The organism is Roseibium sp. R5 (assembly GCF_055755305.1).
The window spans coordinates 3822736-3842562 of record NZ_CM146910.1; the positions used below are offsets into that span (position 1 = coordinate 3822736).

Sequence of the window (19827 nt, forward strand, 5' to 3'; positions counted from 1 at the left end):
GCCACTAGATATAAAAGGCCAGAGCCATGATCGATAACGTTGTACGCAAATTCAACAACTGGAAAAGCTACCGCCGGACCTACGACGAACTGTCCAACCTGTCCAACCGCGAGCTGGACGACCTGGGCATTGCGCGTGCGGACATCGCGCGCTACGCCCGCGCCGCCATCAAGTAATTCAGTTTCGCGGTCAAAGGCATCCTCCTCCCAGCCAATGACCGTGATCCTCTGCGGGTTTCCCGCAGACCTCAAAAAGCGCTTGCCGGATCCTCCTCCCACCGGCAGGCGTTTTTTTATGAGCTCTGGAACCAGCGGTCACCCTCGGCCAGCCAACGCTCGATTGGCATGATATCTGGCCGTTTGCCGTTTTTATGAACCCAGGAGTCAACGGCATAGACCGTACCGGATTTCTTTTCGGTGACTGTCGCAGTCGCATGAGGATAGCGGCCATCAAGAAAAAAACCGCGCGCAACAGGAGAGCTCACACGGTGATGCCTCAGCATCTTGTGTCTTTGGGCAACCAACAAAAGAGACGTTGTGTTCGTGCTCTCATCGATGCAGTCCATTTGACCGGAAACGCCAGCATTCTCGATATCAAAACCACCGATATCTTCTTGAGACCCGACAGTTGAGGCAACGCGGCGCTCTTGCCAGACAACCGCCTTTGCAATTGCCTGCCGTTCAGCATCTGGCGACGCCCGGCCGGATGCCAGAATCGCGCGCAGCCGAGTCAGATCCTGACGGGAATACTCCACAGGCGTTTTGTAGGCGCATCCAAATCCGTGGCAAATGTAAACCTTATTCGGTTTTGGCGGGACACCATCATGTGTGCCAAACCAGCCGGTCGCCTCGCTGGTCGACTGGCTGGCACACGCAGTGACTATCAACAGTGCGGCAACCGCAGTGATTCCGACTGGCGACAGCGGAGAGGTCATCAGCGTTCCTCGGACGAGAATGATTCACTTGCCGGATACGCTGGCGACTTGATTCATTTGGATGTTGCGGTGATTCTTCTGCAGCAATCAATGCATAAGCAGCCGAGTGACCAAACCAGCAAATGCGCGCTCGTCAAACAGTGTCTGTCCGGTAAAACCGACCTTGCGGTCATCCTCAATGATTCTTGCGGCTTTGAAGAACTCGAAGAATGTCTGATTGGCGGCGGCAAGAAGCTTGTAATAGGTCTGAATGTACCGCTCTGGAACCGGGACTGGCCGCGCAGCGTTCCTTTGGGTGAATCCATGGAACACCAGCCGACCCTCAGGGGCCATCCAGCGTTCGTCTGCGGCAAGGAACAAGAAGGTGCAGCCTGACATGCAGGTGTCTCCGGCCGACACTTGTGCGACGACGTGGGTGCCCTGGTCCTGCGCCGATCTTATGATGTCAACCAGACGAAAAGAGGCCGCAGCATCACCGCCCTTGGGAAGATTGAGATGCAGATACACTGGCAATTTGCGATCACCGGCCAATGCCAAATCCAGCAGAGCTTCCACCAAATTCCGGTTCAGGGCACCCGGGCTATAATCCGCAATCTCGCCACTCAGAACAAGATGGTTGGCAAAGCGTTCAATTTCGACAGCCTTTGCTTGTCCAGGCATGAAAAAGAAGACCAACGACGCCATCATCAGTCCAAACCCAAACATGGACCATCGTTCCATAGGAATACGGCTGGCTATGGCGTGACACGTTGTCGGTGTATTTGATTCAATTCCGGTTCGAGATGCCTTCCACATAGGGATACCTCCGCGCACAGCTGAGGCGCACTTTTTGCGCCTTTTCACAAAGCTGTCATTATAAGCCGGGAGGCTGCAAGCGTTATTGTAGCGTTATTTTTCCTTTGCCAGAAAAGTATTTAACGTCTTGTCACACCGCATAAAAGATCAGCCGGCTAGCTATCGAAAATCGCGGCTACCTATCAAGGACCTGCCGACTTCAAGATCGCATTCGGCTGTTCAACAGTGTTTGCGAACCACTTTACCCGGACCGTTGCGATGGATCTGTTTTCCCTGTAATCAGGGCGCAAGAGAGTTGCCTTGCAGATGCACGGAGACCCGAGAACACGAATCGGGCCCGAAGAACGTTCCAAGGCGCAAAATTCCGAAGGATAGTGTCATGCCCCCCATCCACGTGATTGGCGGCGGCCTTGCCGGGTCTGAAGCTGCCTGGCAAATCGCCCAAGCCGGATTTGACGTTGTGCTGCATGAAATGCGGCCGGTTCGCAAAACAGAAGCGCATCAGACGGACGGATTGGCCGAACTTGTGTGTTCCAACTCCTTCCGTTCAGATGATTCCGAACAAAACGCCGTTGGGTTGATCCACCATGAGCTGCGCCAGCTAGGTTCGCTCATCATGGCCTCTGCCGATGCCAATCAGGTTCCGGCCGGCAGCGCGCTTGCCGTTGATCGGCATGGTTTTTCTGATGCCGTTACAAAGGCGCTGGAAGAGCATCCCCGGATCACGATCTCGCGAGATGAAGTCGCCGGCTTGCCGCCGGAAGACTGGGAAAAAGTCATCATCGCAACCGGCCCTCTGACCTCACCTGCAATGTCGGAAGGCGTACTTGCGAAAAGCGGCGAAGATGCGCTGGCCTTTTTCGACGCCATTGCGCCGATCGTTCACTTTGACTCCATCGATCTCGACAAAGCCTGGTTCCAGTCGCGTTACGACAAGGTTGGCCCGGGCGGCACCGGCAAGGACTATCTCAACTGCCCAATGGACAAGGAGCAGTACGAGGCATTCATCGACGCCTTGATCGAGGGCGACACCGCCGATTTCAAGGAATGGGAAGAAAACACCCCCTACTTTGACGGGTGCCTGCCGATCGAGGTGATGGCGGCGCGCGGCCGGGAAACGCTGCGGCACGGACCGATGAAGCCGATGGGTCTCACCAACGCGCACAATCCCGACGTCAAAGCCTATGCGGTCGTCCAACTGCGCCAGGACAATGCCCTCGGCACGCTCTACAACATGGTTGGGTTTCAAACGAAGCTGAAATACGGTGCCCAGGGCGACATCTTCAAGATGATCCCGGGGCTGGAAAATGCGCAGTTTGCCCGGCTTGGCGGTCTCCATCGCAACACCTTCCTGAATTCACCGAAAGTCTTGGACGGCACCCTGCGTTTGAAGGCGGATCCGCGTCTGCGCTTTGCCGGCCAGATCACAGGATGTGAAGGTTACGTGGAATCAGCGTCTGTTGGCTGCATGGCCGGACTGTTTGCGGTTATGGAAGCCAAAGGGCAGGACATCATCACGCCGCCGGAAACAACAGCCATGGGCGCTTTGCTCGGTCACATCACTGGTGGCCATATCAGCCGGGATGACGGGGCTGGAAAACCACGTTCATTCCAGCCGATGAACGTCAATTTCGGCCTTTTCCCGCTGGTCGAAGCGCCAACAAAAGACGCTGACGGCAAGCGCATCAAGGGCAAGGAAAAGTCGAAAGCCAAAAAACTGGCGATGACGCAGCGGGCCAAGACAGACTTTGCCGCCTGGCAAGCGCAGATCGGCCCCGTCCGCGAAGCAGCTGAATAACCAGTAGTGGGGCGCGTCAGGCGCCCCTTCCCGCATACCAGTCCAGAGCCAATGGCTCGGTCCGTTGAAAGAAGCGGTCCTTGCCTGAGACATAACTGTCCCAGTCTCCGCCATCGATTTTGGAAAGTTTGCGCTTCAAATTGCCGTATTCATCAGCTGTTTCGGGATGCGCAATCAGGTAGTCCCGGAAAGCCAGGTGCCGGATCGCGTGATCCGACCCATTCAAAAAGACATGAAGGTGATGGGTCCGGCGCCTGTCCGCGTTGAATTTGCGAAAATAGCGCCGTCCTGGAATGCCGTAAGCGCCCATGGCCTCATAGCCGAGCAACTGCATCGCCGGCTGAGCCTGATCGCAGGCCTTAAGGCTTGCCACTTCTGCCATCAGATCAATGATGGGTTTTGCGACCAGCCCGGGTACAGCCGTGCTGCCGATATGATGGATGCTGGTGAGATTGTCTCCGAGGACACGCGAGATCCGAAACGCCTCGTCCTCAAACTGATTCGCCCATTCCGGCGCATGCTCCGTCAGTTCGACCATGTCCCTCACCAAGCTCGCGCGTTTCGTTGCCTAAAGGTTGGCGACCGATTTGCCGCTTGCGCGCCACAAAATCCACTGACGGCGCAGTTGCGAAAGTTCCGCAACGTCCTTCAACGGATTGTAGTCGGCAGCTTCCATCTTTTTCAAGAAAGGTTCAACCAACGACAGCGGGAGGAACGCCGCCCGGCAGGTATCGGGAACATCGCTCGCAGCTTGTTTAACCCGGGACATGTGATGGCGCACATGCGCCCGCATCTCGGACAGAGCTGCGGCAAGCTCCTGGGTTGCCTCGCCTTTGAATACGGTCTGCAGGTCAACACCGTGGCGCTCCAAAACGTCTTTCGGCACGTACATTTGTTGGCGGGAGGCGTGCCAGGGCAACGCACGCATGAGGCCGGTCATGCCATACGCTACCCCCGCGTGGCCCGCCACGGTTGCCGTACCAGGATCTTCACCGTTGTTGAGCACCCAGCAGGCAAGTTGGATTAGGCCGGACACCGTCTCACCGGTATAGCCCTCCAGATCGTTCAGGTTCGGCATCGGATCATTGTAGAGATCAAAAATCCGCGCTTCCGTCATGGCGATCAGGCCGTTTTTAGGAAGTTTGTAGCGATCAATGGTCTGAGCGAGCGCGGAGGCAACCGGATTGGCGCCGACAGCGCCATGGGATGTACCCTCCAGAAAGTCCCGCCACCATTGGAGCCGAACTTCCCCCGGCAAAGGCTCTGAAACGATTTCCCGGATCCGGGCAATCTCAGCATTGAAGGCATAAAGCGCCATCAGGCCCGGGCGATGGTCTTCCGGTGCAAGCAATGCGCTCAGATAGCGGTCCTTGTCGTATTGACGCACGACATCCGCAGCGTGTTCAAAGTCCTCGGCCATAAGGGCTCATATGGAATTGAGAGAGGGTTTAGTCCACCGCCAAAAGAGCAGCAGCAACAGCGCGTCCCTCAGACAGAAGGACGTTAAATGTCCGAACGGCTGCGCCAGTCGACATCGGATCGGCGAGAATGCCGGCTTCGCGGAACGCGGCCTTGAGATCGGCGCTGAGCGGCATCAGATCCGCTCCGGTCCCGACCAGCAGAACCTCGATGTCGGGCTGTTCTTCAAAGACCCGCTCAAAAGCCTCCAGGCTGAACTCAGACGGCGTTGTCAGGTTCCAGCCATAGATCCCGCTCGGCACGCACAAGAGAGAGCCGCGATGCGACATGTCCGCAAACCGGAACCCGCCGTCGCCATAAGCGTCCAGCGGGGCCCGGCCCGGGAAATGGGCATCGCGGATTTCGAGACCCTTCACGATCAGGCTGTCGCCTCCGTGCCTTCACCTTTCCCACCATCGTCATCCTTGGACGACAGGGCGTCCGGACGCAGATTCAGCAGGATCAGGAACGGCGCGGCCAGGAAGATCGACGAATAGGTACCGATCACAATGCCGAAGATCATCGCCAGCGTGAATGACTGGATCACTTCACCACCGAAGATGTAGAGCGCCAGGAGCGCCAACAACGTCGTGACAGAGGTCATGGTCGTCCGGGACAAGGTCTCGTTGATCGACTGGTCGAGGATCTCGGTCAGCGGGCGTTTCTTGTATTTGCGCAAGTTCTCCCGGATCCGGTCGTAGACCACCACGGTATCGTTGAGCGAGTAACCGATGATCGTCAGGACCGCTGCAATACTCGAAAGCGAGAAGTCGAGTTGCAACAGCACAAACAAGCCAATTGTAACGACAACGTCGTTGGCAGTCGTCAGGATCGCGCCGACGGCAAAATGCCATTCGAAGCGGAACCAGATGTAGAACATGATCGCCAGAAGGGACGCCGCCACAGCAATCGCCCCGGCCCGCGCCAGTTCACTGGAGACCCGCGGTCCGACCACTTCCACCCGGCGGAAGTCGACATTGTCATCTGCAAAGATCGTGCGGACCTTTGCGACAACGGCCTGCTGGGCCAGTTCGCCGCCCGGCTGTTCTTCGATCCGGATCAGGATATCATCCGGCGCACCGAATTCCTGAACCTGAATATCACCCAGCTGCAAGCTGGACAATTCGGACCGGATAAAGCCGATATCGGCAGGACCATCGGTTTTAATCTCGATGATCGTGCCGCCCTTGAAGTCGATGCCGTAGTTCATGCCGACAGTGAAGAAACCGGCAAGCGATGCAACGACAAGGACGATGGACAGCGGAAAACTGATCTTCCGCAGCCACATGAATTTGAATTTCGTGTTGTCCGGAACGAGTCTCAGCAACATTTTTGTTTACTCCCGGATCAAATCGGCAAGACGGACGGACGGCGGTAGCGGACCCAGAGGGCCACCATCAACCGGCTGAACGTGAAGGCGGAGAAGACCGTGGTGAAAATCCCGATCGCCAGGGTCACCGCGAAGCCGCGCACCGGCCCAGAGCCAAGCTGGAACAGGATGACGGCTGCGATCAGCGTCGTGATGTTGGCATCCAAAATGGTTCCAAGCGCCCGCTTGTAACCCGCGTCGATTGCCGTAATGGCCGACCGCCCTGCCCGGGCTTCTTCGCGGATGCGCTCAAAGATCAGAACGTTGGCGTCGACCGCCATACCAATCGTCAACACGATACCCGCAATTCCCGGCAGCGTAAGCGTTGCCTGCAGGAACGTGAGCGCGCCGAAAATTAGGAACATATTCCCAACAAGCGCAACATCCGCGATCACACCGAAGCGGCCATAGGCGAGGATCATAAAGATGATCACAAGCGCGCCGGCGATGATCGAGGCCATTTTACCAGCCTCAATGGAGTCCGCGCCAAGGCCCGGACCGATAGACCGTTCTTCGATCACAGTCAACTTTGCCGGAAGCGCACCAGCCCGTAGCAACACTGCAAGGTCGTTTGCGCCTTCAACAGTGAAGTTTCCGGAAATTTGACCGGAACCGCCTGTGATCGGCTCGCGGATGACCGGTGCGGAAATGACTTCCTCATCGAGCACGATGGCAAACGGACGACCGACATTTTGCTGGGTTACGGTTGCGAATTTCCGGGCACCGGAGGTGTTGAAGCGGAAATTCACGACCGGCTCATTGGACCGCTGATCAAAGCTAACCTGCGCATCCACGAGATCTTCACCAGCGAGAAGTGGCGTTTCTTCCAGAAGGTACGGAAGTGGCGGATCGTCAACAGACATCATGACAACAGTTCCAACAGGCGGGCGGCTCTGCATGGCCTGATCGCCGGTCATGGATGTATCGACCATATGGAACGTCAGCTGGGCCGTCTGACCGACGAGATCCTTGAGACGCTCCGGATCGTCTTCACCCGGTGCTTCGACAAGAATACGGTCTGTCCCCTGACGCTGGATGTTCGGCTCGGTCGTGCCGAGTTCGTCAACACGGCGGCGGATAACCTCGATGGACTGCTGAACGATGTTCGTCATCCGGTCGGCAAGACCTTGCTCTGAATACGTAAAGCGCACCAGACCGTCATCGCTGACCGACAACTCAAACTCATCAACCTGCTGGCCGCTGAAAACGTTGGACACAAGCGGATTGACCAGCGGCTCCAACCGTTCCTCGGCTTCAGCCAGGCGGGTCAGGTCGCGAATCCGAACTTGCGCGGAATCGCCCTGTACACCTAGGCCGGTGTACCCAATGCGCGGGTTTTCACGGAGCGCTGCACGGATATCGCCGACAAGCGCCTTCATGCGCTTTTCGATGTAGTCCTGCTGATCGATTTCATAGAGCAGATAAGCACCGCCCTGGAGATCGAGACCCAGAACCATCTGGTTCTTCGGCAGGAAATCCGGCCAGCTTTCGAGAGTTTTTGCAGAAAAGAAATTCGGCAGAGTCGTCACGATGCCAGCGGCAACGACGAGGACGATCAGCGCAATTTTCCAGCGTGCGAAATAGAGCATGGTCTAGCCTTAAAAGCGGACGGGCCGAAACACCTTCGGCCCATCAATACTGGTCTTGGCAGTGTTAGGCTTAAGCGCCTTCTTTAACCGGTTCGGTCTTGGAACGGACTTCCTGAACCATGGAGCGGACGACGCGGACCTTCACGCCTTCGGACAGCTCCACCTGGATTTCCCCATCATCTACGACCTTGGAGACTTTGCCGATCAAACCGCCGGTTGTCACGACCGTGTCACCGCGGCGCAGGTTGGATACCATTTCCTGATGCTGCTTCATGCGCTGGCGCTGCGGACGGATGATCAGGAAGTACATGATCGCAAAGATTGCCACGAACGGCAGCATGGACATAAGGAAATCAGGTCCGGCGGCTCCGGCACCTTGCGCGTAGGCTGGGGTGATCAACATTCAACTCTCCTAAGGGGCGCTTTTTATTTGCCGCAGGCAGTCTTCCGGCCCTCGGCAAAACGCTCAATTCTGGTGGCGCGGACTATAACGTTGGCGCGCTTCTTTTCAAGCATAACCGGCAAATAGCTGCGTACCGGAATGGGAATAAGTGCCATTTGCGCTCCCTGCCCGTCATGATACTGCTCCGCCGCATGGTTTCCGGCCCCCACGTGGGCCTTTTTTGTAAGGGTTGCAAGACATCATGAGCGCGCCGAGTGACATTGCCGCATTGAATGAAAAGCTCGATTCCCTGATCGATCTTATTTCCCGGGCTGTCCCGGCCGCGCCCACACCGGCCGATTTTGAAGCAGCCGATGCCTTTGTCTGGTCGCCCAATCCCGGCGAACTCATACCAGTCGCCAAGGTAAACCGTGTGGATGTCGCCTTGCTTTGCGCGGTTTCACATGTTCGCGATCTTCTGCTCGACAACACCCGCCGCTTTGCCAAAGGTCTGCCAGCAAACAATGCGTTGCTGTGGGGCGCACGTGGCATGGGGAAATCTTCTTTGGTGAAGGCAGCCCAAGCTGCCGTGAACACAGAACTTGGCTCCAGCACGCTCAAACTGATCGAAATTCACCGTGAAGACATCGAATCGCTGCCCAAGCTGATGGCCCAGATCCGGCCGGCGCCTTACCGCTTCATTGTTTTCTGCGATGATCTCAGCTTTGACCATGACGACACGTCCTACAAATCGCTGAAAGCGGTCCTTGAAGGTGGCATCGAAGGGCGACCAGAAAACGTGCTGTTTTATGCGACCTCGAACCGCCGGCATCTACTTCCGCGCGACATGATGGAAAACGAACGGTCGACCGCCATCAATCCGTCTGAGGCAGTTGAGGAAAAGGTATCGCTGTCCGACCGTTTCGGCCTGTGGCTTGGCTTCCACAAATGCAGCCAGGACGATTACCTGGACATGGTCCGCGGCTATGCAACCCATTATGGCCTTGATGTCGTTGAAGAGACCCTGCGCGCAGAAGCGCTGGAGTGGTCCACGACCCGCGGCAGCCGCTCCGGCCGCGTTGCGTACCAGTTTATTCAGGATCTTGCCGGCCGTCTTGGAAAGTCATTGGACTAGGGACAAAAAAACCGGCGCCTGTTCGAAAACAAGCACCGGTGAGATTGCCAGGGAGGCGGCATAAAGATGGGGCGGCAAGCCGGACGCTCAGCTGTCAGTGGCTCAGGACGTCCGCCTTGTCGAAATAGTTGAACTCCTCAACGAGAACATCCTGCACGACCTTCTGGCCAATGCGCTGATTGGTCACCGTTTTTAGATGCTCCGTGAGACCGTCGAGGTCGTAGCGTTCCAGGTTCCGGAAATCGAGGGTCTCATCAGCATAAAGTGCCCGGAACGCCTCATCGACCAGAAACGGATGCGGCGGAACTGGCAGCTTGCGCAAGGTGTCACCGTCCGCGGTGAACACCAATTTGGCCACCACATAGCCCTGCAAGGCGCCTTCAAACAGGATCGGCACATTGACCGGTTTCAACGTCTCATAGTCGAGGCCGACATACGCTGTTTCTTCCTGATTGCTGGTCTGGTTTTGAGCCGCGATGAACTTGGCTGTTCCATACCCCGAGATCAGCATCGCAATCGACATCCAAACACCAGCCACGAGCATCTTGATCATCGCGCGGGCTCCGGGAACGGTGCAGCATAGGTCCCGTCGGATTCCTGGTCGAGCATGGTGCGCGACATCATTTTCACGACCTCGGAGACGGCATTCATATGCAACGTCAAAAGGTCGACGTTTTCCTTGAGCACGTCCTTGAAGTCCACCAGACGGTCCTTGACGTCTTCAGTGTAAGCTGACGGCGGAACAAGGGACCGCGAGCGGGTAAGATCCAGAAGTGCCTGGCTCTTGCGATACTCAAACGGTTTGAGATCGGTGGTCGGATTGGCGCGCAGCGCCTGGGTCTCCGCTTCCACGACCTCTATGGCGCGGTCAATCGCAATGACCAGGGGTCCGTATACGGCCGGGTTCACCACCGGGCTATGCACGACAAGATCCTGTCCGGCATCCATCAGACTTTTGCTCCTTGTTTCAATGTATCTGAGATCAGATCGGCGACACCAATGCCGCCGCTTGCCGCCAGCTGCCCGGCGACTTGCTCAGCCAGCATCGACTTCCAGATCTCTCCGGTCGTTCCTTTGCCGAAAACCATCTCCGCATCCTTGGGCAACATGGTTTCGACGAATTGGGTAAGGATCATCGCCTCGAATTTTTCCGCCGGTGATTTTTGCGATGCACCGGCGTCGGCACTGCCAGAGCGGAACATGTCGAAGCTTGTCCCCGCTGGGGCACCGGAGCGTGCGCTATCAAAGGCAAGACTGAAGCCGGAGCCGTCGCCGGAAGCCGCGATGGACTTCAAACGGTTCGACACCTCGCGAATTTCCGTCGGATCTGCCGCCTTGGCGACGTCTAGGATCAGATCTGAAGGAGGCGAAATGGCCATCGCCGATCTCCCTGGTTTGCGGCAACACCGCCATAAATCGTGTTATCCGGTTTAATCGGCCGAGCTTGCGGCAGGCTTGCGCCCTGCCAGGTTGGCAGCCCGTCAGCCATACCGGCGGTCCAGATATTCCTGCAGTTCCCGTTCGTCGTTCGCGCGCTGTTCTTCACCGCGCATGACCGCCAAACGTTCCGACATGGTTTTGAGCATGTGACGCTGGCGCTCGAATTCGGCGTTCACCTTTTCCCGGGCGGCAGTGATGCGGGCCATTTCCTCAATGATGCGGCGCAGGCGCTCTGCGGCATTGGCGATGAACCTGTCATGTTGCGCGAGATCACCGTTTGAAAGCGCCAGCAGGATCCGGCGTTCCTTTTCGTTCAGTTTGTGGGCCTGTGTATCAAGATCCTGAAGGATCCAGGACGACAGTTTCAAGATCTGCTCTTGCATCTTGAACATGCGTTCGATTTCACGACTGTTTCGTGCCATGTGCGCTAACCCAATTGAAGCCAGGTGAAATACCCGTCGAGGAAGATCATGATTGCTTCGGCTGCGACGAGGTAAAGGAAGTAGAGACCGCCCGCGATCACGAACGGCAGTGAGATGAAGTAGACCGGGATCTGTGGTGTCAGTTTGTTGATCAGCCCGACGGCGAGGTTCACGACGATCGTGTAGACGACAAACGGGCTGACCACCCGGAGCGCCAGGACAAAGGTTCGCGCCAGCTGCTCTGCAAACTGTTCCAGGCTTGCCATCGCCGCCAAGGGCCGCCCTGGCGGGATGACTTCGTAAGACTGCACAAGGCCGCGCAGGATTTCCCAATGCTGATCGGCAATGAAAATCATGGCTGTTGCGGTCAGCGTGAAGAGATTTGCGACCGGCGGAAGCGCATCAACACCATCGATCGGCATGCCGGGCATGTTGGACAAGCCGATCGCCATGGAAACCAATGTTGTCAGTGTTTCAAGGGCTGCAATGAAGATCCGCCCGAGAAACCCGATAAACAAGCCGGTCAGAAGCTCCGCCCCAATGAAGAAGGAGACAGTACCAAGCGCTTCATCCGGCAACGCCTGCTGAATGTCCGGCACCAGCAGCGGCGACAATGCCAGGGAGATGGCAAGTGCGATGAACAGCCGGACCCGCATCGGGATCCGATTGCTGCCGAAACCGGGAATGACCATTAAGCAGGCTCCGATCCGGCAAAACAGAAGAAACGTTGCCAGTACCAGAGATGAGCCGTAGGTGCTGAACAGCAGACCTCCGGAGATCACGACACCGTCCCTAGCGCGGTCACATCAACACCGCGGGCAATCTCGAGATGCGAGAGCACGGGAAGCGTCGGGAACATGCGTTCCACGATCATGCGCACGTAAGGACGGGCATCCGGCGCGGCGACAATGGCAAACCTCTGACCGCTCTTCATGTGTTTCTTGACGGCCTCGGACATTTGCGTGCCGAAATCTTCCACCAATTGAGGTTCGATATCGAACTCCACCACTTCGCCCTTGGCATCGCGCTTGAGCGCGTTGTGGAAGGCAAGATCCCAACGATTGCCGAGCCGCAACACTTGCAGAGGGCCGCCTTCAGCAAGATCGCCGCAAATCTGCTGGGCGATGCGCATACGCACGTGCTCCACAACCTGTTCAGACCGTCTGACATGCGGCACGATTTCGGCAACCGCTTCCAGAATGAGGTTGAGGTTCCGGATGGAAATCCGTTCAGCCAGGAGCAGCTTCATCACGGCTTGCAAGCCGGAGAAGGACGTGTGGGCCGGGCAGATGTCATCCAGCAGTTTCTGGTACTCCGGATCCAGCCGGTTGAAGAGGTTCCGCATGTCCTTGTAGGACAAGAGTTGCGGCAGGTTGTTGCGGATTACCTCACTAAGGTGTGTCAGCACCACCGTGTTGTTCTCTGCCGGTTCCAGACCGTGACGCCGCACTTCATCCCCGTAGGCGTTTGGCACCCAGATGGCGGGCATGCCAAATGCGGGCTCGCGGGTCTCATCGCCCGGCACCGGCAATCGCTCGTCACCATTTGGGATGACCAGAAGCTCGCCGACCTTGATTTGCTGGGACGCCACGATCGTGCCGTGGATCTTGATTTGATAGCTTTTCGGATCGATCGTCAGGCTGTCCGATACACGGATCTCTGGGACGACGAAGCCATACTGTTCGGCAAACTTGCGGCGCATTTTGGCAACCCGGCGGGACAACTCGCCATGATTGACCACCAGCTCGGCTGAAAGCTGTTTGCCAAGCACCAGCTCGATCTCGGCGGTCTTTAGCGACTCCTTGACCGAATCCTTCGCCTCTTCCTTCGCCTGGCGCTCGGCATCGGCACGTTTTTTGTCTTCCGTTGCCTGCCGCGCAGCTTGGCGTTTCGGGATCGAGTAGCCGATAAACCCGAGGATCGCCGCAAGCATGAAGAACGGCAGCATCGGCAGGCCCGGCATAAGTGCAAAAACACCCATCAGCACAGCGGCCACGAACAAGGCCCGAGGATAGCCGCTCAGCTGGTCAAGGACCGCCTTGTCGGCAGACCCACGTGTTCCGCCCTTGGACACCAAGAGACCGGCAGCGAGCGAGACAATCAGTGCGGGAATTTGGGAGACCAGACCATCCCCGACGGACAGTTTGGTAAAGACATCAGCCGCATCAGACACCGACATGTCATAGCGGGTAACACCGATGACGATGCCGCCGAGAATGTTGACAGCAGTAATGATCAAGCCGGCGATGGCATCGCCGCGGACGAACTTCGAAGCACCATCCATTGATCCGAAGAAGGAGCTTTCCTCTTCCAGTTCCTTCCGGCGGCGCTGGGCTTCTTTATCGTCAATAAGACCTGCGGACAGATCGGCGTCGATGGCCATCTGCTTGCCCGGGATCGCATCGAGGGTGAAGCGGGCTCCCACTTCCGCGATCCTTGTTGCGCCTTTGGTGATCACCATGAAGTTCACCGTGATCAGGATCGCAAAGACAATCAGACCGATCACAAAGTCGCCGCTCATAACGAACTGCGAGAAGCCACTGATGACAAAGCCAGCTGCGTTAACACCCTCGTGGCCATTTGCGAGAATCACGCGGGTTGTCGCTATGTTCAACGACAGGCGCAGCATCGTGGCGATCAGAAGGATCGTCGGGAAAGACGAAAAATCGAGAGGTTTCTGGATCCACAGGGCCACCATGAGGATCAGAACAGACAATGCGATCGACATGGCGAGGCCAACGTCGATCAAAAAGGTCGGAATGGGAAGAAACAGAACCGCGAGGATCACCACGATCCCGAACGCGAACCCAACATCGCGGCGGCTTTCCGGAGCCCCGTTGACGCTGGAAGTGATGGATGTGTCTGTCATGCCTGCTCTCTTGCGCGTGTCAGCTGATGGCAAAATCGCTGCTCAAACTTGCGCGAGGCTTTTTTCGGTCAGCGATCACGCGGTCAGGCACCGAAAAAGCAGAAGGCGGCGACCGGTCGAATGACCTGCTCACCGCCTCATGTTTGGATGCGCTGATGACGTCTCTAGGTTTCCGCAGTTGCTAGCGATCAGAAACCGTTTTCAATCCGGCTATAAATCACCGTGGTCAAGGCATACATTTGGCCGCCAATGAACGGCCCTGCAATAACGATCATCACCAGAATGGCGACAATTTTTGGAATGAAGGTCAGAGTGATTTCCTGAACTTGTGTAAGGGCTTGCAAGAGCGCAATTACGATCCCAACGATCATTGCAGGAATGATCGCAGGTGCCGATCCGATGAGAATCGTCCAGATCGCGGTCCGGACCAAATCCAGGGCGTCAACTTCATTCATGGCAACCTACAGCCTCTAGGAGATGGAAATACCAGGTCCAAGCAGCACGCCTTTGCCGTTATCAAGGCCGAGAATGGTTCCGTCGGAATAGATTTCGACTTTCTCAACCACTCCGGTTGTTCCGTTGCTGTCCGTGACCGTCCGGCCGATCAGATCATCAACCTGGCCAAAGGACATGTTGGTCAGCATTGTCTCCAGCTTGGAATTGGTCTGGATCGCCTGCTCGACTTGCGAGAAGGTCGCCAATTGCGTCAGCTGCTCTGACGCGTCCATCGGTTTGGTTGGGTCCTGGTTCTTCATTTGCGTCATCATCAATTGAAGAAACGCATTGTAATCAACGGTCAGCTGCTCCTGAGCAGCTCTAGCGCCGCCGGCTTCGTTCGCGGCGGCCGCCGATGCGACCGGATTTACGCTTGTCATGGCAGGTGTCCTTATACCAGTTCAAGGTGGGGTTCAGAGTACGCAGGTTGCCTGGCAGAAAACCCTGAGGCTTTTTCTTCCTCCTGCCTGGCCCTATGGTCTGCAGCCATGAGACGGGCTTCCAAGGGGTACAGTGCACGCACTGTTTTCATGGCTTCAAACCAACGGTCCTTGCGGGCCAGTTGACCGACTTCATCCAGCTTCTCCAGGACCTCTGTGCTTGAGAAAGCGCCTGAGACTGAGGCCAGCACGACGTGAAACATATCCTTGGCCGCAGGCGCTGCCGCGGGATCCATGATCATCGTCTGCAGGATGAAATAGAGTTGTTTCAGCGGCGTCGTGGCCTCTTCTGGCTGAAGCACATGAGACTCCAACAAGAACACGGCATCGTTCATCAACTCGATCGATGTTTTTCGTTCAGCGCGGATCACCGCGCCATTGATAAAGAGACGTTCCCCTGATTTGAGTGCAATCTTCATGAGCTTACCCCGCCAGACTGTCCCGGATGATGGAATTGATCTCAATGATGTCGGAGAAATCTTCCTTCTCCCATTGACGCAAAGCCTCCGCCTCTTTCAGCACCCAGATACCGACCGATATCAGGTTGGCCCGCATTTCTTCCGGCAGCTGATTGGCGTCATCCGCGAGGTTTTCCATGAAGAACCCCCAGACCCTGCGCGTGTAGAACAGCGCATCGATGGCTTCCGGGGAACGGACGCCTTTTTCCTGTGCGGTGGTCAGCTTTCCGATGATGATGCACATCGCCTCATGTTCGTTCAGCCGTTCATCACTGCAAAGGTCATCCATCACCTCAGCGTAAGACAAATTGTACATGGCCCCTCTCTGGTGCTCAGTTGAAATAGGTGGCGAGCCACTTGCCGGTTCAGATGTAGTTCAGGAGGCTCAAGCCCTGCATCCGCGCGGTCACGGAGTAAGTCGTTTCAAGCTGGGTCAGCGCTGTGTTGAGGCGAACTGCCGTCTCTTCCTTGTCAACGAGTTCCAGGTCGTTGATGCGGGTGTTCAAAATGCTCGTTTGAACGGTGAGACGCTCATTAGCCTGAGCGACCTGCTGCTGAACGGTGCCGAGCTTGCCCATCTCCGTTGTCAGACCGCCAATGCCCTTGCTCAGTGCTTCGATCGCCGCATCGACCACGACCTTGAAAGTTTCATCGGACAGGGTCTCATTGCCGAGATCGGACATCATGGTGTAGGCCTTGGCCAAATCCCGAAAAGCCTGCTCATTGGCGCTGGTGGAGGAACTTACCGTTTCACTTGCCGAAATCCGGCTTGCCAGCGGCGTGTCCGATGCAGTCGACCAAGTGGTGCCCCAGGCTGGATCCTGGAACATCGTGTCAAAGTTACCGCCGAGATATGCGGACATTGCAGCCGGCGTAATCGTCGCGACATTTGGATCAGCCTGATTGAAACCGAACTCGGCCAAGAAGGCCGCATCTGCGGCAACTTTGTTCGGAGAAGCGGGATCAGAATAATCTGCAAACGGCAATTCATCCGCGTTGATCCCAGCAAAGACAAAGCTACCGTTTAGCTGGGTGTTTAGGCGTGAAACCATCAATCCCAATTTGCCTTCGGCGTCGGCCTTGATGATATCCGCGCTTTGCGGGTTCTCCTTGAGCGCAACAAGGGTCGCTTGAAAGTCTTGCGCTGTGGTGAGGATATCGTCCATCGCCGCTTGACTGACGTCCAGACGGGACTTCGCCAGCGCGTTGGTATCCATGATCCCGTGCAAGAACTGGAATTGAGAACGCAGCGTGACGCTCTCACCCGTTCGCGTACCGAGATCCAAGCCCACATCAAATTTGCGGCCCGACGACAATTCGACCCCAAGCTTGTTGACCAAATTGGACTGGCTCAGGATGTTGCGCCGCGACGAGTCTGCCAGTGTGAAGGTAGAGATAAAGGTGGTTTTCATGGCTGTTACCTCGTGGCCATCAAGAGATCGTCGAGCATGGAATCAACTGCGGTGATAAGGCGGGATGCCGCCGAATAAGCCCGTTCGATCTCGAGCAGCAGCGTCATCTCTTCATCAATGTTGACACCTGTGGTGTTGTTGAGATTTTCCGCTGTCCGCCCGACAATGACGGACTGGATTTCAACATTGCTGGTCATGGTCTTGCGGCCACTCTCCAGCCAGCTCACTGACGATGCGGCGAAAGAGGATAGGCTGGCATCCGGATCAAGCTCGACGGAGGACGCGAAAGTCCGCGGTGTGTCGAACGCCGTTACAAGTTCCTGTAGGCGGTCGGAGAACCCAGCATTGCCTGCCGGGTTGTAGTTGAAGGCCGCGCCCGCCAACCCGCCATCGCGGATGGCATCAAGGCTGCCGCCCTGATCGGGATCTGCGTTTGGATTCACTCTGATATCAGCTGCAATTCCGATGGGCACAGTGCTTGGCGGGATCGGTGTCCCAGTCCCCAGAAACAGCCCTTGCTGGAAAACACCAGGAGTTGTTTGATCTTCTTCCTGGAAAGCTTCAATTAGCCCTCGGGCGATTTCATCCAGTTGGTCTTGATAGGTTACAGCTGTGTCGTCTCGAAGTTCAGCCAAACCATGCAGGCGACCTGAAGAAATCGGCATGACCGCGCCCGGTCCTGCAACCGGGACGCCGTCAACGATGACAGCATTTCCCGATGTGTTGGCGTCATAGGTGATGGTAGGCGCGAAAGTCACCGACCGCGCAGTCGTCTCAAACAGCGTGACGCCACTGTCTGTGTAGACCACAACATCCCCGTTCGCCCGGCTGAGCGTGCTGATGCCGATCTCTTCCGACAACGACAACAGAACCTGGTCCCGGCTATCCAGGGCATCGGTAACATCTGCTCCGCTTTGGGTGCCCTTCACGATCACAGAGTTGAGGTCTTCAAGCTTTCCGAGCAGTGAGTTTATTTCACGGACGGACGTCGCCATGTCAGCGTCCGCCGTTGCCCGGACATCTTGAACCAGTTCTGTGCTCGAGCGGAGGCTGTCCGCCATATTTTTGGCGTTCAGCAGCGCATCTTGCGCCATGACAACGTTGTTCGGATCTGACGCGTAGTTCTGCAAAGACAGTTTCAACTGCCCGAGCTTTGCCGCAGGTGACGTTTCCAGCTCAGTATCACCGATTGTTTCGGCAAGCCGCGTCATTCCGTCCAGGACTGTTTGCTGAGACGTTCCAACCGACGTTGATGAAAGAAGTGACGAATACAAAGCACTGTCGGAAAGGCGAGCAATTCCGTTGACCTTCAACCCACCGGCTTGGCCGGAAGAGGTGTACATCGTGCTCAATTGCACGGATTTTTTCGAAAACCCCGGCTCCTGAGCGCCCGCAATGTTACGGGCGATCACCGAAGATTCTGTCTGACGGGCAGCCAGCGCTGACTGGGCCACCTGCAGGGCGACGGACAAACTCATGACTTAATACTTTCAAGTTTCAATGCTGAACGGCATCAGCGGACCAGGTTCACCAGTTCCTGCATCAAGTCGGAGCCGGCCTTGAAGACCTGCGAATTGGCCGTGTAGGTGCGCTGGGATTCGATCATCGATGTGAGTTCGTTGGCGAGGTCCACGTTGGAGCCTTCGAGCGCGCCAACAGCCAGCTCACCAAGACCGCCGTCACCCGGGAAACCCACCCGGACATCGCCTGAGTCAATCGACGGGCGGTAGATGTTGCCGGACACCGGATCCAACTTGTCCGGGCTCGGCACATCGGCGAGCGGGATCTTGTAGATCGGCCGGCGGTCGCCGTTTGTGTAGATCGAGTACAAGGTCCCGTCTTCACCGAATTCCACCTTCTCAACGGAGCTCGGCGCGTTCCCATCAGCGTCCACATTGGTCACCGTGAACCCTGCATCGGTGTAGGTGGAGTTGGTCAGATCAATGTCATAGGTGCCACCATTCGGCACCGTAATGTTGACTGCAGTCACCGCACCTGTCCGTTGACCGGTCGTTGTGTCAAACTGAATGGTGCTTGTCCCGATGTTGGCAGCACCATAAGGGAAACCACCCGTGGCCGGATCCCTGTCAGCCGCGTTGTAAACGGTCACTTCCCAGTCGGTTGTCGGCGGCGTGTCCGTCGTCTTGGTGTAATAGACATCCAACGTTACTTCATTGCCGAGATTGTCGTACACGACCAAGGATGTCTTGTGAGAATACTCGGCGGTCGCAGCGTTCGCTGACGGTAAGTTGGCAGCAGCAACAATTGCAGAATCTTCATCAACGTTGGCATGCAAAGTCGCCGTGCTCGTCGGAGTTGCTTCGAGCTGATTTTGTGTGATGTTGACCGGCTCCAGGCCGCCCAGACCATTTGCGACCACAGACGGTGCATTGCCGTTGGTAATCGGATAGCCCTGCAGATACATGCCAGCTGTGTTGACGAGATACCCCTGGCCATCCGGAACGAAGGACCCTGCACGCGTCAGGGCTTGAGATGCGCCTGCACCGGTGCTGTCGGACACAATGAAAAACCCATTCCCGTCAACTGCCAGATCAAGCTTCGAGGTCGTGAAGCTCATGGAGCCCTGATCGGAAATGGCGTATTTGGTATGCGCTTGAACGCCGCCGGAATTGTACGATCCACCACCGTGGGCGAGAACCTGGGACGCGAATTCGGTTTCCGCCCGCTTATATCCGGTGGTGCTTGAGTTCGCGATGTTGTCGGCGACTGCGCCGAGCTTGCTCGATTGCGCGTTCATGCCGGACACACCGGTGCGCATAATCCCAGAAAGACCCATGGAATGTCTCCAGTTTCCAATTCAACTGGTGACA

25 protein-coding genes are annotated in these 19827 nt (G+C 56.7%); 3 read left to right on the forward strand and 22 right to left on the reverse strand.

All coding sequences use genetic code 11. The features are described from left to right. Positions 1-26 precede the first annotated feature (26 nt). On the forward strand, positions 27-176 hold the full coding sequence (locus AC0J4F_RS17870) for a DUF1127 domain-containing protein (protein WP_008194643.1): 150 nt from the start codon (positions 27-29) through the stop codon (positions 174-176). A 116-nt stretch (positions 177-292) separates the two neighbouring features. On the opposite strand, the gene AC0J4F_RS17875 is transcribed toward AC0J4F_RS17870, so the two are convergent. Both AC0J4F_RS17875 and AC0J4F_RS17880 read right to left on the reverse strand, forming a co-directional pair. Further along, entirely contained in the window at positions 293-934 is a 642-nt protein-coding gene (locus tag AC0J4F_RS17875) for a hypothetical protein (protein ID WP_133949834.1), read from the reverse strand. Between the two features lie 87 nt (positions 935-1021). Next, positions 1022-1639 carry a hypothetical protein gene (locus AC0J4F_RS17880; RefSeq protein WP_473024215.1) on the reverse strand — a complete coding sequence of 206 codons (618 nt, stop codon included), beginning with the start codon at positions 1637-1639 and terminating at the stop codon, positions 1022-1024. 469 nt (positions 1640-2108) lie between these two features. Between AC0J4F_RS17880 and trmFO the strand changes: the two genes are divergently transcribed. Continuing rightward, a complete protein-coding gene (gene trmFO / locus AC0J4F_RS17885; protein WP_473024216.1) occupies positions 2109-3527 on the forward strand; it encodes a methylenetetrahydrofolate--tRNA-(uracil(54)-C(5))-methyltransferase (FADH(2)-oxidizing) TrmFO in 1419 nt (472 codons plus the stop codon). Positions 3528-3543: 16 nt separating this feature from the next. Here trmFO and AC0J4F_RS17890 read toward each other — a convergent pair whose 3' ends face one another. From AC0J4F_RS17890 to AC0J4F_RS17920, 7 genes are all read right to left on the reverse strand, one after another. Further along, on the reverse strand, positions 3544-4065 hold the full coding sequence (locus AC0J4F_RS17890; protein WP_473024217.1) for a GrpB family protein: 522 nt from the start codon (positions 4063-4065) through the stop codon (positions 3544-3546). Positions 4066-4095: 30 nt separating this feature from the next. After that, complete coding sequence (locus AC0J4F_RS17895) at positions 4096-4947, reverse strand: phytoene/squalene synthase family protein (protein ID WP_473024218.1); 852 nt, start codon at positions 4945-4947, stop codon at positions 4096-4098. 28 nt (positions 4948-4975) lie between these two features. After that, positions 4976-5365, reverse strand: coding sequence for an Mth938-like domain-containing protein (locus AC0J4F_RS17900; protein ID WP_473026449.1), 390 nt, complete (start codon positions 5363-5365; stop codon positions 4976-4978). Then, positions 5365-6315: a protein translocase subunit SecF gene (gene secF / locus AC0J4F_RS17905; protein ID WP_447234087.1), complete on the reverse strand. Its 951-nt coding sequence runs from the start codon at positions 6313-6315 to the stop codon at positions 5365-5367. Before secF ends, AC0J4F_RS17900 begins: the two co-directional genes overlap by 1 nt. 17 nt (positions 6316-6332) lie before the next feature. After that, the gene (secD, locus tag AC0J4F_RS17910) at positions 6333-7943 is read right to left on the reverse strand and encodes a protein translocase subunit SecD (RefSeq protein ID WP_133949846.1); all 1611 of its coding nucleotides are present in this window, start codon (positions 7941-7943) and stop codon (positions 6333-6335) included. A 70-nt stretch (positions 7944-8013) separates the two neighbouring features. Further along, positions 8014-8346, reverse strand: coding sequence for a preprotein translocase subunit YajC (gene yajC, locus AC0J4F_RS17915; protein WP_133949848.1), 333 nt, complete (start codon positions 8344-8346; stop codon positions 8014-8016). Positions 8347-8369: 23 nt separating this feature from the next. Continuing rightward, positions 8370-8501 (reverse strand): hypothetical protein, encoded by a 132-nt coding sequence (locus AC0J4F_RS17920; protein WP_473024219.1) that lies wholly within the window; start codon positions 8499-8501, stop codon positions 8370-8372. An 86-nt stretch (positions 8502-8587) separates the two neighbouring features. Here AC0J4F_RS17920 and AC0J4F_RS17925 point away from each other — a divergent pair, with 86 nt between their 5' ends. Continuing rightward, the gene (locus tag AC0J4F_RS17925) at positions 8588-9460 is read left to right on the forward strand and encodes an ATP-binding protein (RefSeq protein ID WP_473024220.1); all 873 of its coding nucleotides are present in this window, start codon (positions 8588-8590) and stop codon (positions 9458-9460) included. Between the two features lie 94 nt (positions 9461-9554). On the opposite strand, the gene AC0J4F_RS17930 is transcribed toward AC0J4F_RS17925, so the two are convergent. The 13 genes from AC0J4F_RS17930 to AC0J4F_RS17990 all read right to left on the reverse strand — a co-directional run bounded on the left by AC0J4F_RS17930 (position 9555) and on the right by AC0J4F_RS17990 (position 19793). After that, positions 9555-10013, reverse strand: coding sequence for a hypothetical protein (locus tag AC0J4F_RS17930; protein ID WP_133949852.1), 459 nt, complete (start codon positions 10011-10013; stop codon positions 9555-9557). Continuing rightward, the gene (locus AC0J4F_RS17935; protein ID WP_473024221.1) at positions 10010-10408 is read right to left on the reverse strand and encodes a hypothetical protein; all 399 of its coding nucleotides are present in this window, start codon (positions 10406-10408) and stop codon (positions 10010-10012) included. The genes AC0J4F_RS17930 and AC0J4F_RS17935 overlap by 4 nt, the downstream gene beginning before the upstream one ends. Beyond that, the gene (locus tag AC0J4F_RS17940; RefSeq protein WP_473024222.1) at positions 10408-10839 is read right to left on the reverse strand and encodes a rod-binding protein; all 432 of its coding nucleotides are present in this window, start codon (positions 10837-10839) and stop codon (positions 10408-10410) included. The genes AC0J4F_RS17935 and AC0J4F_RS17940 overlap by 1 nt, the downstream gene beginning before the upstream one ends. Positions 10840-10941: 102 nt before the next feature. Continuing rightward, positions 10942-11322, reverse strand: coding sequence for a flagellar biosynthesis protein R (locus AC0J4F_RS17945; protein ID WP_473024223.1), 381 nt, complete (start codon positions 11320-11322; stop codon positions 10942-10944). A 5-nt stretch (positions 11323-11327) separates the two neighbouring features. Further along, positions 11328-12104 (reverse strand): flagellar biosynthesis protein FliR, encoded by a 777-nt coding sequence (fliR, locus tag AC0J4F_RS17950; RefSeq protein ID WP_353621262.1) that lies wholly within the window; start codon positions 12102-12104, stop codon positions 11328-11330. Continuing rightward, positions 12101-14191, reverse strand: coding sequence for a flagellar biosynthesis protein FlhA (gene flhA / locus AC0J4F_RS17955; protein WP_473024224.1), 2091 nt, complete (start codon positions 14189-14191; stop codon positions 12101-12103). Before flhA ends, fliR begins: the two co-directional genes overlap by 4 nt. 188 nt (positions 14192-14379) lie before the next feature. Then, positions 14380-14646 (reverse strand): flagellar biosynthesis protein FliQ, encoded by a 267-nt coding sequence (gene fliQ / locus AC0J4F_RS17960; protein ID WP_133949862.1) that lies wholly within the window; start codon positions 14644-14646, stop codon positions 14380-14382. A 15-nt stretch (positions 14647-14661) separates the two neighbouring features. After that, positions 14662-15066 (reverse strand): flagellar hook assembly protein FlgD, encoded by a 405-nt coding sequence (flgD, locus tag AC0J4F_RS17965; RefSeq protein WP_473024225.1) that lies wholly within the window; start codon positions 15064-15066, stop codon positions 14662-14664. A gap of 11 nt (positions 15067-15077) precedes the next feature. Beyond that, complete coding sequence (flbT, locus tag AC0J4F_RS17970; protein ID WP_209175761.1) at positions 15078-15545, reverse strand: flagellar biosynthesis repressor FlbT; 468 nt, start codon at positions 15543-15545, stop codon at positions 15078-15080. Positions 15546-15549: 4 nt separating this feature from the next. Then, on the reverse strand, positions 15550-15900 hold the full coding sequence (gene flaF / locus AC0J4F_RS17975; protein ID WP_473024226.1) for a flagellar biosynthesis regulator FlaF: 351 nt from the start codon (positions 15898-15900) through the stop codon (positions 15550-15552). Between the two features lie 49 nt (positions 15901-15949). Continuing rightward, on the reverse strand, positions 15950-16996 hold the full coding sequence (locus AC0J4F_RS17980; RefSeq protein ID WP_133949870.1) for a flagellar hook-associated family protein: 1047 nt from the start codon (positions 16994-16996) through the stop codon (positions 15950-15952). Positions 16997-17001: 5 nt separating this feature from the next. Further along, positions 17002-18474 carry a flagellar hook-associated protein FlgK gene (gene flgK, locus AC0J4F_RS17985; RefSeq protein ID WP_473024227.1) on the reverse strand — a complete coding sequence of 491 codons (1473 nt, stop codon included), beginning with the start codon at positions 18472-18474 and terminating at the stop codon, positions 17002-17004. 35 nt (positions 18475-18509) lie between these two features. Further along, positions 18510-19793 carry a flagellar hook protein FlgE gene (locus AC0J4F_RS17990; protein ID WP_473024228.1) on the reverse strand — a complete coding sequence of 428 codons (1284 nt, stop codon included), beginning with the start codon at positions 19791-19793 and terminating at the stop codon, positions 18510-18512. Between the last annotated feature and the right edge of the window lie 34 nt (positions 19794-19827).

Excerpts from the sequence above, each read along its gene's own strand:
- secF (WP_447234087.1), bottom strand. The coding sequence starts at position 6,315 with ATGTTGCTGAGACTCGTTCCGGACAACACGAAATTCAAATTCATGTGG.
- yajC (WP_133949848.1), bottom strand. The coding sequence starts at position 8,346 with ATGTTGATCACCCCAGCCTACGCGCAAGGTGCCGGAGCCGCCGGACCT.
- AC0J4F_RS17880 (WP_473024215.1), bottom strand. The coding sequence starts at position 1,639 with ATGTTTGGGTTTGGACTGATGATGGCGTCGTTGGTCTTCTTTTTCATG.
- AC0J4F_RS17930 (WP_133949852.1), bottom strand. The coding sequence starts at position 10,013 with ATGATCAAGATGCTCGTGGCTGGTGTTTGGATGTCGATTGCGATGCTG.
- AC0J4F_RS17870 (WP_008194643.1), top strand. The coding sequence starts at position 27 with ATGATCGATAACGTTGTACGCAAATTCAACAACTGGAAAAGCTACCGC.
- AC0J4F_RS17875 (WP_133949834.1), bottom strand. The coding sequence starts at position 934 with ATGACCTCTCCGCTGTCGCCAGTCGGAATCACTGCGGTTGCCGCACTG.
- AC0J4F_RS17920 (WP_473024219.1), bottom strand. The coding sequence starts at position 8,501 with ATGGCACTTATTCCCATTCCGGTACGCAGCTATTTGCCGGTTATGCTT.
- secD (WP_133949846.1), bottom strand. The coding sequence starts at position 7,943 with ATGCTCTATTTCGCACGCTGGAAAATTGCGCTGATCGTCCTCGTCGTT.
- AC0J4F_RS17940 (WP_473024222.1), bottom strand. The coding sequence starts at position 10,839 with ATGGCCATTTCGCCTCCTTCAGATCTGATCCTAGACGTCGCCAAGGCG.
- flhA (WP_473024224.1), bottom strand. The coding sequence starts at position 14,191 with ATGACAGACACATCCATCACTTCCAGCGTCAACGGGGCTCCGGAAAGC.
- AC0J4F_RS17935 (WP_473024221.1), bottom strand. The coding sequence starts at position 10,408 with ATGGATGCCGGACAGGATCTTGTCGTGCATAGCCCGGTGGTGAACCCG.
- trmFO (WP_473024216.1), top strand. The coding sequence starts at position 2,109 with ATGCCCCCCATCCACGTGATTGGCGGCGGCCTTGCCGGGTCTGAAGCT.
- AC0J4F_RS17890 (WP_473024217.1), bottom strand. The coding sequence starts at position 4,065 with ATGGTCGAACTGACGGAGCATGCGCCGGAATGGGCGAATCAGTTTGAG.
- flbT (WP_209175761.1), bottom strand. The coding sequence starts at position 15,545 with ATGAAGATTGCACTCAAATCAGGGGAACGTCTCTTTATCAATGGCGCG.
- flgD (WP_473024225.1), bottom strand. The coding sequence starts at position 15,066 with ATGACAAGCGTAAATCCGGTCGCATCGGCGGCCGCCGCGAACGAAGCC.
- fliQ (WP_133949862.1), bottom strand. The coding sequence starts at position 14,646 with ATGAATGAAGTTGACGCCCTGGATTTGGTCCGGACCGCGATCTGGACG.
- AC0J4F_RS17945 (WP_473024223.1), bottom strand. The coding sequence starts at position 11,322 with ATGGCACGAAACAGTCGTGAAATCGAACGCATGTTCAAGATGCAAGAG.
- AC0J4F_RS17925 (WP_473024220.1), top strand. The coding sequence starts at position 8,588 with ATGAGCGCGCCGAGTGACATTGCCGCATTGAATGAAAAGCTCGATTCC.
- AC0J4F_RS17895 (WP_473024218.1), bottom strand. The coding sequence starts at position 4,947 with ATGGCCGAGGACTTTGAACACGCTGCGGATGTCGTGCGTCAATACGAC.
- AC0J4F_RS17990 (WP_473024228.1), bottom strand. The coding sequence starts at position 19,793 with ATGGGTCTTTCTGGGATTATGCGCACCGGTGTGTCCGGCATGAACGCG.
- flaF (WP_473024226.1), bottom strand. The coding sequence starts at position 15,900 with ATGTACAATTTGTCTTACGCTGAGGTGATGGATGACCTTTGCAGTGAT.
- flgK (WP_473024227.1), bottom strand. The coding sequence starts at position 18,474 with ATGAGTTTGTCCGTCGCCCTGCAGGTGGCCCAGTCAGCGCTGGCTGCC.
- AC0J4F_RS17980 (WP_133949870.1), bottom strand. The coding sequence starts at position 16,996 with ATGAAAACCACCTTTATCTCTACCTTCACACTGGCAGACTCGTCGCGG.